Below are 260 nucleotides of genomic sequence, written 5' to 3' on the forward strand. Positions count from 1 at the left end.
AGTGCTGACGGGGCTGATACCCCCACGGACATCATTTTTATGCTGAAGTAACCAGGCTCGCAGAGTGTCGTAATGGCATCCGATTTTTGACGAGATGGCACGAATGGCATCTGGCTCAGAGTCATACTCATCACGGTGTTCCAACAACATTCTGACTGCGCGCTCACGCAATTCAGGGGGATAGCGTTTGGCAGATTGTGATTTCATTTTGGGTCTCCTTTCACTAAGAGTTTAGTCTCCAAGAAACCCGGTACGGTTCA

1 pseudogene is annotated in these 260 nt (G+C 49.2%); it reads right to left on the bottom strand.

Annotation, left to right across the window (positions count from 1 at the left end):
• Nucleotides 1-207: pseudogene (locus U869_RS0129090) on the bottom strand (IS3 family transposase); the annotation flags it as partial.
• Between the last annotated feature and the right edge of the window lie 53 nt (nucleotides 208-260).

The organism is Serratia sp. H1w (assembly GCF_000633355.1).
GTDB lineage: Bacteria > Pseudomonadota > Gammaproteobacteria > Enterobacterales > Enterobacteriaceae > Chania.